Genomic DNA, 10,563 nt, shown 5'->3' with positions numbered 1-10,563 from the left:
TGGTGGTCCTGAGTCACTCGCCGGGTGTGAAGGACACCGGCAGCCGTGCGGGCTTGCTGCCGGTCGGTGCGACCTGAAGGGTCTTGAGCGCGAACTCCATCACCTGCTTGTAGATGGGGCCGCAGATCTGGCCGCCGAAGTAGCTGCCCCTGGTCGGGTTCTGGATGGCGCAGTACACGGTGATCCGCGGCTTGTCGGCGGGCGCGAAGCCGGCGAAGGACGCGGTGTAGCCCTTGTAGCGTCCGGTGGCCGGATCCACCCGGTTGGAGGTGCCGGTCTTGCCGCCGACGCGGTAGCCGGGGATGCGGGCCTTGGTGCCCGTACCCTCCTCGTCGTCGACGACCGACTCCAGCATGGTGGCCAGGGTCCTGGCGGTCTTCTCGCTGACCACCCGGGTCTTCTTGGGCGCCGGGGCCGGGGTGAAGCGGCCGTCGGGCCCCTTGGTGCCGCGTACGAGCGTTGGCTGGATCCGTACGCCGCCGTTGGCGATAGTCGAGTACACCGAGGCGGCCTGCATGGCGTTCAGGGACAGGCCCTGGCCGAACGGGATCGTGTACTGCTGCGAGGTGCTCCAGTCCCCGGGCGCCGCGAGGATGCCCGACGTCTCGCCGGGGTAGCCGAGCCCGCTGGGCCGGCCGAGACCGAACTTCCGCAGGTAGGAGTGGAGGATCCGGTTCGCCTCGCGCCGGCTCTTCCCGAGCTGCTCGGTGGCCAGGATCGTGCCGATGTTGCTGGACTTGGCGAGTACGCCGTTGAGCGTCAGGTACCAGGTCGGGTGGTCGATGTCGTCCTTGAACAGCCGGTCGCCGCGGTGCAGCCGGTTCGGTACGACGACATGGGTGCCCGGCGCGGCCGCGTTCTCCTCCAGTACGGCAGCCATGGACATGACCTTCGCGGTGGAGCCGGGTTCGTACGCGTCCTGGAGGGCCGCGTTGCCCATGGCCGCGGCGTTGGCCTGCGAGAGGTCGTTCGGGTCGAAGCCGGGGGCGTTGGCCATGGCCAGGACCTCGCCGGTGCGGGTGTCCTGGACTATCACGTAGCCGCGGTCCGCGCCGGACTTCCTGACCTGCTCGGTGATGGCGTCCTGGGCGGCCCACTGGATGTCGCGGTCGATGGTCAGCTCGATGTCCGAGCCGGGGACGGCCGGGACCTCGCGGGCGCCGACGGTGGGCACCCTGCGGCCGCCGGACTGGGCGTACTTGATCTCGCCGTCCTTGCCGGCCAGTTCGTCGTCCAGCTGCGTCTCCAGGCCGCCCGCGCCCTTGCCCTCGGCGTTGACGTAACCGAGTATCCCGGCGGCCAGGTCGCCGTTGGGGTAGACCCGCTTGCTGCTGGCCTCCTGGAAGACCCCGGCGAGAACGTTGACGCCCTTGCCGCCCCTGGCCTTGTCCTCGCCCGCCTTCTCGGCGAAGACGCTCTTGAGGTCCTTGATCTGGTTCCAGATCTGCGGCGTCTGGCGCTGGGCCAGGACGACGTACCTGATCTTGGGGGTCCGCAGCTTCTTCGCCAGGTCGTCCGCGTCCTTGCGGAGGATCGGCGCGAGGAGCGCGGCGGCCTGCTCGGGGGCGTCCGGGACCTTGGTGAACTTGGCCGTGAACATGAACGGGTCGGCCGTGATGTTGTGCGCGTCGACGCTGGTGGCCAGCGCGATGCCGCCGCGGTCCGTGATCTGGCCGCGCTCGGCGGCCAGCGTGGAGCTGAGGTACCGGTTCTTCTCCGCCTTGGCGGTGTACGTGCTCGCATCGACGGCCTGGACCTGGAGCAGCCGTACGACGAAGGCCAGCATGACCAGGGTGAGACCGACGCCGACCAGCCGCAGCCGGGGCTTGGGACTGCCGAGCACCAGGGAGCGGGCGGGCTTGGGCGCGGGGCGCGCCCGCCCCGCCGGGGGGCGCCCCTTGGGGCGCGCGGCGGGCCTGGCGGTGGGCCTGGGGCGCCCGCCGCCGTGCGGGCGCCCGGGGCCGGGCACGCGACGGCGCGGTGGTTCCTGGGGGGGCACTGCGTCACCTGCCGGGGGTCGGGGTCGGCTTCGCGGACGGTACGGACGGGGACGGGGCGGGGTCGGGACGGGCTGCGGTGGCTGCGGGCTAGGGCTGACGGGCTGCGGGTGTCGGGTGACCGGCTGCGGCTCGGGCTTCGGCTTCGGCTTCGGCTTCGGTTACGGGATACGGCTTGTGGGCCAGGGGCTCGCGGATCACCGGCGGGCTCACGGGAGGGGAACCGGCGCGGGGGCGGGCGGGCCGGCGGGTACCGGGGCCGGTGCGGGAGTGGACACGGGTGACGCCGGGGCAGGCGCGGCGGGCGGGCCGAGCGGGGCCGTGCCCTGCGCCGCGGGCGACGAGGCCGCCGGGGGCGGTCCGGGAGCCGGAAGGCCGAGCGGCGCGCGCCGGGCGAGTGCGCCGGCGGAAGCCCGCGAGGGCACGCCCCGGACCGTACCGTCCGGCTGGAGGAAGGCGGGGCTGCCGCCGGGAACCATGCCGAGCTCCCGGGCCCTGCGCTCCAGCGCACCGGGCGCGGACCTGTCGTCCACGTCCTGCTGGAGCGCCTGCTCCTCGTCGGTCAGCTCGGTGGTCCGCTTCTTGAGTTCGCTCAGCTTGAACGAACCCTCGTTGAGCGAGGAGTTCAGCAGCAGCAGAGTGATGAGGCCGCCGCCGAGCAGCAGCACGACCAGCAGCACGAAGGGGGTCCTGGCCGCCTGGTGCGGGCCCGACGGCATGAGCCGCGACAACCGCGCGGCCCGTCCCTTCAACTGCTTGGCCGGTTTGCTCACAGCACGTCCTCCCGGATGCGCTCCGCCCCCCGCAGCCGCGCCGGGGCGGCGCGGCGGTTCTCCGCGATCTCTTCATCCGTCGGCAGTTCCGCGCCGCGCGTGAGCAGTTTCAGCCTGGGCTGGTACTGCTCCGGTACGACCGGCAGGCCGGGCGGCGCCGTATTGGCCGCGCCCGCCGCGAAGACCTGCTTCACCAGGCGGTCTTCGAGCGAGTGGTACGAGAGGACCGCGATCCGGCCGCCGACCGCGAGGGTCTTCACCGCCGCCGGGATGGCCCGCTCCAGTACCGAGAGCTCACCGTTGACCTCGATGCGCAGCGCCTGGAAGGTGCGCTTGGCGGGGTTGCCTCCGGTGCGCTTGGCGGCCTGCGGCAGCGCGTCGCGGATCAGTTCGACGAGCCGGGCGCTGTTGGTGAAGGGCTCCTTGTCGCGCTCGCGCACGATGGCGGACACGATCCTCTTGGCCTGCTTCTCCTCGCCGTACTGGCGCAGGATCCGCACCAGCTCGCCCGGCGGGTACGTGTTGAGGACCTCGGCGGCGCTGACGCCCGTCGTCTGGTCCATGCGCATGTCGAGCGGGGCGTCGTGGGCGTAGGCGAAACCGCGCTCGCGCTCGTCGAGCTGCATGGACGAGACACCGAGATCGAACAGGACGCCCTGCACGCGGGGGACGGAGAGCCGTTCCAGTACCTCGGGCAGCTCGTCGTAGACCGCGTGGACGAGGGTGGCCCGGTCGCCGAAGGGGGCGAGCCGCTCGCCGGAGAGCCGCAGCGCCTCCTTGTCCCGGTCGAGCGCGATCAGCCGCGCCGAGGGGAAGGCGGTGAGCAGCGCCTCGCTGTGTCCGCCGAGGCCGAGGGTGCAGTCGACGACCACCGATCCCGGCTCCTGGAGGGCCGGGGCCAACAGGTCCAGGCATCGCTGGAGCATCACCGGGACGTGTCGGGTCTGGCTCATGCGCCCTCTCAGGTACCGGCGCGGTCGTGTACGTACGGCCTGGTCCCCACCCGCTCGAAAGGGGACGGCCTGCCGGCGCCGGGGAAGTGGCGTCGGCCGACCGGCGAGCGGGAGGAGGCCGGGCCGTACGTACGCCGCGCACGCGGGAGAAAAAATCGGAATGTGCGAGATGTGTCCGTAGAGCAGTAAGGGACGCGTCACGCCACCCACTTCGCGTCACTTTAGTCGACTCGTCCTTCCGGTCAATCAACGGACCAGCGCGCCGCACGGCATCGTTTTCACTCGTACGGAGGACGCTCGGCGCAGCCTGTGGGTTACCTCACAACAACCCCGGTTGACGTTCTTTGTCCCATCTCACAGCGGGCCCGCGCCCCCCGTGGCCATTAACGTCTATGGCATGTCGACTTCCGCGCCTCTTCCCGCCGAGCCCACCGCCGCGAGGACCGTCGCGGCCCGTACGGGCGGTACGGTCACCGATCGCTTGGTGGAGGCCAACCGGCAATACGCCGCGAGCTTCCACGACCCGGGCATGGACGCACGGCCCGTGCTGCACGTGGCCGTGGTCGCCTGCATGGACGCCCGCCTGGACCTGCACGACGCCCTGGGCCTCGAACTGGGCGACTGCCACACCATCCGCAACGCCGGCGGTGTGGTCACCGACGACGTGATCCGTTCGCTCACCATCAGCCAGCGCGCGCTGGGCACCCGCAGCGTCATACTCATCCACCACACCACCTGTGGTCTGGAGAGCCTCACCGAGGACTTCAGGCACGAGCTGGAGGACGAGGTCGGACAGCGGCCCTCCTGGGCCGTTGAGGCGTTCCGGGACGTCGACCAGGACGTACGTCAGTCGATGCAGCGCGTGCGGACCTCGCCGTTCCTGCTGCACACCGACGACGTGCGCGGCTTCGTCTTCGACGTGACCACCGGTCTGCTGCGGGAGATCGACCCCGAGAAGTAGTACCCGAGAAGCAGTGGTCGAGCGGACGAAAACACGGCAACCCCGACTTATCCCTCCACGTTATCCACAGGCGAGTGACACGAAGCGGTAACGGCAACAACAATGCGGGGTGTGACATCGCGCCGGAACCGTCCGCGCGTGGTGTCCGTATTTCGGGGTGGGCCGTTCCGTCGTCGTGGCGCCGGCCCGTTGAACGGGCTAGGAGGGCCGGGGTGACGACCTATGACGATCGAGCGAGCCTCACAGATCTGACCACCACAGCGGAGCGTGTGCGCAGGTCGGTGGAGAGCGTGATCGAGGGCAAGCCGGAGGTCGTACGGCTTTCGCTGACCGTGCTCCTCGCCGAGGGGCATCTGCTGATCGAAGACGTGCCGGGCGTGGGCAAGACGATGCTCGCCAAGGCGCTCGCGAGATCCATCGACTGCTCGGTGCGGCGCATCCAGTTCACGCCGGACCTGCTGCCCTCGGACATCACCGGCGTGAGCATCTACGACCAGCAGCGGCGCGACTTCGAGTTCAAACCGGGCGCGATCTTCGCCCAGATCGTCATCGGCGACGAGATCAACCGCGCCTCGCCGAAGACGCAGTCCGCGCTGCTGGAATCCATGGAGGAGCGCCAGGTCACGATCGACGGGCAGACGTACGAGCTGCCCTCGCCCTTCATGGTGGTCGCCACGCAGAACCCGGTGGAGATGGAGGGCACGTATCCGCTGCCCGAGGCCCAGCGCGACCGCTTCATGGCCCGGGTGTCCATCGGCTACCCGAGTGCCGAGGCCGAGCTCCAGATGCTGGACGTGCACGGCGCGGCCTCGCCGCTGGACGACCTCCAGCCGGTGGCCCACGCGCACGAGATCCTCAAGCTGATCGACGCGGTCCGCGCGGTCCACGTGGCCGACGCGGTCCGGCGGTACGCCGTGGAGCTGGTCTCGGCCACCCGCGGCCACCCCGACCTGCGCCTCGGCGCCTCGCCGCGCGCCACACTGCATCTGCTCCGCGCCGCCAAGGCGTCCGCCGCGCTGAGCGGGCGCGACTACGCGCTGCCCGACGACGTACAGGCGCTCGCGGTGGCGGTGCTGGCGCACCGGCTGCTGCCGACGGCCCAGGCCCAGCTGAACCGGCGTACCTCCGAGCAGGTGGTGCAGGACATCCTCCAGCGCACCCCCGTACCCACGGCCGAGCGCGGGACCGCGCCGCCCGCCGGTGCTCCGCTCTACGGCCACCAGCAGCCCGGCGCCCGGCGGCTGTGATGGCGTCCGGGGGACCCGCCGCGGACGACGGCGGGGACAGTGACGGCGACAAAGGCGGTGTGCGGGCCGCGCTGTCGGGGCTGACCACGCGCGGCCGGTCGTTCCTGGCGGCCGGGGTGGCCGCCGCGGTGTGCGCGTACGTGCTGGGCCAGGCCGACCTGCTGCGGGTCGGGCTGCTGCTCGCCGTGCTGCCGCTGGTGTGCGTGGCCGTGCTGTACCGCACGCGCTACCGGGTCGCGGGCAGCAGGCGGCTGACGCCGTCCCGCGTGCCGACGGGCTCGGAGGCGCGCGTGCACCTGCGGATGGACAACGTGTCGCGGCTGCCCACCGGTCTGCTGATGCTCCAGGACCGGGTGCCGTACGTCCTGGGGCCGCGGCCGCGGTTCGTCCTGGACCGGGTGGAGGCGGGCGGGCGGCGCGAGGTGTCGTACCGGGTGCGCTCGGACCTGCGGGGGCGCTACCCGCTCGGGCCGCTCCAGCTGCGCCTGTCCGACCCGTTCGGCATGTGCGAGCTGACCCGCTCGTTCAGCGCGCACGACACCCTGACCGTGATCCCGCGCGTCGAGGCACTGCCCGCCGTGCGGATGACCGGCGAGGCTTCCGGGTACGGCGACGGGCGCAACCGTTCGCTGGCACTGGCCGGCGAGGACGACGTGATCCCGCGCGGCTACCGGCACGGTGACGATCTGCGCCGCGTCCACTGGCGCTCCACGGCGCGCTACGGCGAGCTGATGGTGCGCCGGGAGGAGCAGCCGCAGCGGGCCAGGTGCACGGTGCTGCTGGACACGCGGCGGGACGCGTACCAGGGGGCCGGGCCCGACTCGGCCTTCGAGTGGGCGGTGTCGGGGGCGGCCTCCGCTCTGGTGCACATGCTCGAACGGGGCTTCTCCGTAAGGCTGTTGACGGACACCGGCAATTCGGTGCCCGGTGAGGGGGCCGACGGTTTCGCGGGGGCCACGCAGGAGACGGCCGACTCCGCCGGGCTCATGATGGACACCCTCGCGGTCGTCGGGCACTCGGACGGCGCGGGGCTGTCGGCCTCGTACGACGTACTGCGCGGCGGGAACGAAGGACTGCTGGTCGCGTTCTTCGGGGACCTGGACGAGGACCAGGCGGCCGTGGCGGCGCGCATGCGCCGGCGCAGCGGGGCCGCCGTCGCCTTCGTGCTGGACAGCGAGACCTGGACGCGCGGGCGGGCGCCCGGGCAGGGCCGGGCGCCGGATGCGGCCCGGCTGACGGCGCGGGTCCCGGCGGCCGCCGAGGAACGGGTCAGGCCGCTGCGCGAGGCGGGGTGGACGGTGCTGATCGTGCCGCCCGGCATGCCGCTCGCCGATCTGTGGCGGATGGCCGAACGACAGCGCACCGGCTCGGGGGCCTACCCCGCGGGCGGCGCGGCGGGCACAACTGGGGGTTGGTCATGAGCGGGCGCGGACGGCTGGCGCTGTGCGCCACGGCGGCCACCCTGTTGACGGCGGGCGCGCTGCTGCCGCTGGTCGGCGAGTCGGCCTGGATCCTGACGGCCGCACTCCTGGTGACGGTCCAGGCAGGGGTGGGAGCGCTCGCCCGGCGGGTGCCGCTGGCCCGGGGGCTGACGGTGGCGGCGCAGGGCCTGGTGGCGCTGGTGATGCTGACCGTGGTCTTCGCCAGGGACTCGGCGATCGGCGGGGTCCTGCCGGGGCCCGAGGCGTTCCGCGCGTTCACGCGGCTGCTGACGACGGGCGCCGAGGACGTGGGGCGGTACGCCATCCCCGCCCCCGCGACCGAGGGCATCAGGCTGATGCTGGTCGGCGGTGTCCTGCTGATCGCCCTGGCGGTGGACACGATCGCGGTGACCTTCCGCAGCGCCGCCCCGGCCGGGCTGCCGCTGCTCGCGCTCTACTCGGTGGCCGCGGGACTCTCACCCGGTGGCGCGAGCTGGCTGTGGTTCCTGCTGGCCGCCTCCGGCTACCTGCTGCTCCTGCTGGCCGAGGGCCGGGACCGGCTCTCGCAGTGGGGCCGGGTCTTCGGCGGCGCTCCGCGCGCCCAGGGGCGCACGGCCGCCGGGTTCGAGACGGCGGGCGGCTCCGCGCCGGCCCCGGTCCGTACGGGCAGGCGCATCGGCGTAGTGGCGATGGGCATCGCCCTGGTCGTGCCCGCCTCGCTGCCCGCGCTGGACGGCGGGCTGCTGAGCGGCAGGGGGGCGGGCGACGGTGGCGGTTCCGGCGGCGGCACCATCTCGGCGGTGAATCCGCTGGTCTCGCTCCAGAACAGCCTCAACCAGCCCGAGGACCGGGAAGTCCTGCGCTACCGCACGAATTCGGGCAGTACGAAGGACCTCTATCTGCGGATCGTCTCGCTGGATCAGTTCGACGGCGCCGCGTGGAAGTCGTCGGAGCGCCGGATCGAGGACGTTCCGGAACGGCTGCCGCGCCCTCAAGGGCTCGGCCCTGACGTCCGTACGACCGAGATCAACTCCAGCGTCTCGGCCGCCGGCTGGTACGCGCAGAGCTATCTGCCGATGCCTTATCCGGTGACGCGGGTGGACATCGACGGCCGCTGGCGGTACGAGCCGGCCGGCCGCACCCTCGTCGGCGACAAGGGCCAGACCACGCGCGGCGTGCGGTTCACGGCCGGCAGCCTGATAGTGCAGCCGACCGCCGGGCAGCTGGCCGCGGCCACCACGCCGCCGGCCCGCCTGCTGCGCGAGTACACCAAGGTCCCCGGTTCACTGCCGCAGGTGGTCGAGTCGACCGCGCTGCGGGTGACGAAGGACGCGTCCAACGACTACGAGCGGGCGGTCGCGCTCCAGGACTGGTTCGCCTCCAAGGGCGGTTTCACGTACGACACGCAGGTGCAGTCGGGCAGCGGTACGGCCGCGATCGCGCGCTTCCTCCGGGACAAGGAGGGCTTCTGCGTCCACTTCTCGTTCTCCATGGCCGCGATGGCCCGCACGCTGGGCATTCCGGCGCGGGTGGCGGTGGGCTTCACGCCCGGCACCGTGCAGTCGGACGGGACGATGTCGGTCGGTCTGCGCGACGCGCACGCCTGGCCCGAGCTGTACTTCGAGGGTGTGGGGTGGACGCGGTTCGAGCCGACGCCGACCCGTGGCTCTGTTCCGGAGTACACCCGTGACGAGGCACCGTCCAGCACCCCGTCCGGCGCCGCGCAGGCGACGCCGAGCACCTCCACGGCGCCTTCGGCGGCGCCGAGCGTCACGGACAGCTGCCCTCCGCAGATGAGGCTTCAGGGCGAGTGCGACGGTGAGGCGCAGCAGGGCGGGGCGGGGCCCACCGACACGGGGTTCCCGCTGGGTCCGCTGCTGCTGGTGGGCCTGGGTGCGGTGGTCGTGGTGCTCTTGCCCCTGCTGCCGCTGATGTGGCGCGGCCGCGTCCGGGCGCGCCGGCTGGGGTCCGCGGGGCGCACGTCCGCGGACGCGGCCGCCCGTACGCTCGCCGGCTGGCGTGAGATCAGCGACACCGCCTGGGACTACGGTGTCGCGCCGGACGAGTCGCAGACGCCCCGCAAGGCCGCGGCGCGGATGGTGCGCCTCGGCAGGCTCGACGGTGCGGCGGCCGAGGCGGTGCACCGGGCGGCCGGCGCGGTCGAGCAGGTGCTCTACGCCCCGCGACCCGCCGTCTCGGGCAGCCTCGCCGAAGAGGCAGGGCTGGTACGCGCGGGTCTGCGGGCCGCGGCGGGGCGGGGGGCGCGCCTGCGGGCGGTTCTCGCGCCGCGCTCGGCTGTCCGGGTGGTCTGGGCCGCCTCGGCGCGCTGGGCCGCCGTGACGGACCGGTGGGGTGCGAGCCGCTGGAACCTGGAGCGGTGGGCGGTGGCCCTGAGGCGCCGCCCGTCCCGGCAGCGCGGCTGACGGGACGGCGACGGGCCGGCTCATACCCCCGACGGCCGGGGGTGGACCAACGAAGTGAGGGGTGACCGCGTGGAAGCGGTCACCCCTCACTCGTCAGCAAGTGTTGGATGCGATCGACCGGTGTGGTCGGCGAACGCGGCCGGTGTCAGTGGCCCTGGCCTTCTTCGCGGCGGCGCTGCCACCGCTGCTCGATGCGGTCCATGACCGACCGCCGCTGCCGGGGCCGGCTGCGAGCAGCCGCACCGGTACCGGTACCGGGAGCCGGTTGCTCCCCCGGCTTCGGGGCCTTGCGCCAGCCGGTGACCGCGAGTACCGCGCAGCCGAGCATCACAAGGAAGCCCACCACGCTGACCCAGATCTGCTGTGCGACCATTCCGGCCATGAGGAGCGCGATACCCACCAGAAAGCCTGCGACTGCCTGGTAGACCCGTCGCCGGGTGTACGTACGCAGCCCGCTTCCCTCAAGCGCTGTCGCGAACTTGGGATCTTCGGCGTACAGCGCTCGCTCCATCTGCTCGAGCATTCGCTGCTCGTGCTCCGAGAGCGGCACGGGAGTCCTCCTACTCGTCGGTCGCGGGGGGGGCGACCGTTTGCGGCCCTTTCAGAATAGGCAGGGAATCGCCCCCGTGAAACCCGCCCTCTACGCCAATTCACAATCCGGGCCGCCATGCCGTCTCGGTTGCCTGAGGAGTGCATTCCCCATTGGCCGATCCGCCATGCGCACGGTGTGCTCCGATCATACGGGGCAAGGCGGCCGATCGGGGGGCCTGTGGCGGACTCCATGTGCC

At 72.5% G+C, this 10,563-nt stretch carries 8 protein-coding genes; 4 read left to right on the top strand and 4 right to left on the bottom strand.

What is annotated here, in order from left to right:
• Window positions 1-13 precede the first annotated feature (13 nt).
• The 3 genes from AS594_RS25230 to rsmH form a co-directional block, all read right to left on the bottom strand.
• Complete coding sequence (locus tag AS594_RS25230) at window positions 14-1,999, bottom strand: peptidoglycan D,D-transpeptidase FtsI family protein (protein WP_069935384.1); 1,986 nt, start codon at window positions 1,997-1,999, stop codon at window positions 14-16.
• 207 nt (window positions 2,000-2,206) lie between these two features.
• A complete protein-coding gene (gene ftsL, locus AS594_RS25225; protein ID WP_069932197.1) occupies window positions 2,207-2,770 on the bottom strand; it encodes a cell division protein FtsL in 564 nt (187 codons plus the stop codon).
• Window positions 2,767-3,723, bottom strand: a complete 957-nt coding sequence (gene rsmH / locus AS594_RS25220) for a 16S rRNA (cytosine(1402)-N(4))-methyltransferase RsmH (RefSeq protein ID WP_069929149.1) — start codon at window positions 3,721-3,723, stop codon at window positions 2,767-2,769. Before rsmH ends, ftsL begins: the two co-directional genes overlap by 4 nt.
• 397 nt (window positions 3,724-4,120) lie before the next feature.
• Between rsmH and AS594_RS25215 the strand changes: the two genes are divergently transcribed.
• The 4 genes from AS594_RS25215 (at window position 4,121) to AS594_RS25200 (ending at window position 9,775) form a co-directional block, all read left to right on the top strand.
• The gene (locus tag AS594_RS25215) at window positions 4,121-4,684 is read left to right on the top strand and encodes a beta-class carbonic anhydrase (RefSeq protein WP_069929148.1); all 564 of its coding nucleotides are present in this window, start codon (window positions 4,121-4,123) and stop codon (window positions 4,682-4,684) included.
• Between the two features lie 212 nt (window positions 4,685-4,896).
• On the top strand, window positions 4,897-5,931 hold the full coding sequence (locus AS594_RS25210) for an AAA family ATPase (RefSeq protein ID WP_069929147.1): 1,035 nt from the start codon (window positions 4,897-4,899) through the stop codon (window positions 5,929-5,931).
• Entirely contained in the window at window positions 5,931-7,352 is a 1,422-nt protein-coding gene (locus AS594_RS25205) for a DUF58 domain-containing protein (RefSeq protein WP_069929146.1), read from the top strand. Before AS594_RS25210 ends, AS594_RS25205 begins: the two co-directional genes overlap by 1 nt.
• The gene (locus AS594_RS25200; RefSeq protein WP_069929145.1) at window positions 7,349-9,775 is read left to right on the top strand and encodes a transglutaminase TgpA family protein; all 2,427 of its coding nucleotides are present in this window, start codon (window positions 7,349-7,351) and stop codon (window positions 9,773-9,775) included. The genes AS594_RS25205 and AS594_RS25200 overlap by 4 nt, the downstream gene beginning before the upstream one ends.
• A gap of 145 nt (window positions 9,776-9,920) precedes the next feature.
• On the opposite strand, the gene AS594_RS25195 is transcribed toward AS594_RS25200, so the two are convergent.
• Entirely contained in the window at window positions 9,921-10,325 is a 405-nt protein-coding gene (locus AS594_RS25195) for a DUF3040 domain-containing protein (RefSeq protein WP_069929144.1), read from the bottom strand.
• Window positions 10,326-10,563 lie beyond the last annotated feature (238 nt).

It is taken from the genome of Streptomyces agglomeratus (assembly GCF_001746415.1).
Classification (GTDB): Bacteria; Actinomycetota; Actinomycetes; order Streptomycetales; family Streptomycetaceae; genus Streptomyces; species Streptomyces agglomeratus.
This window is presented reverse-complemented; position numbering and strand designations above follow the sequence as displayed.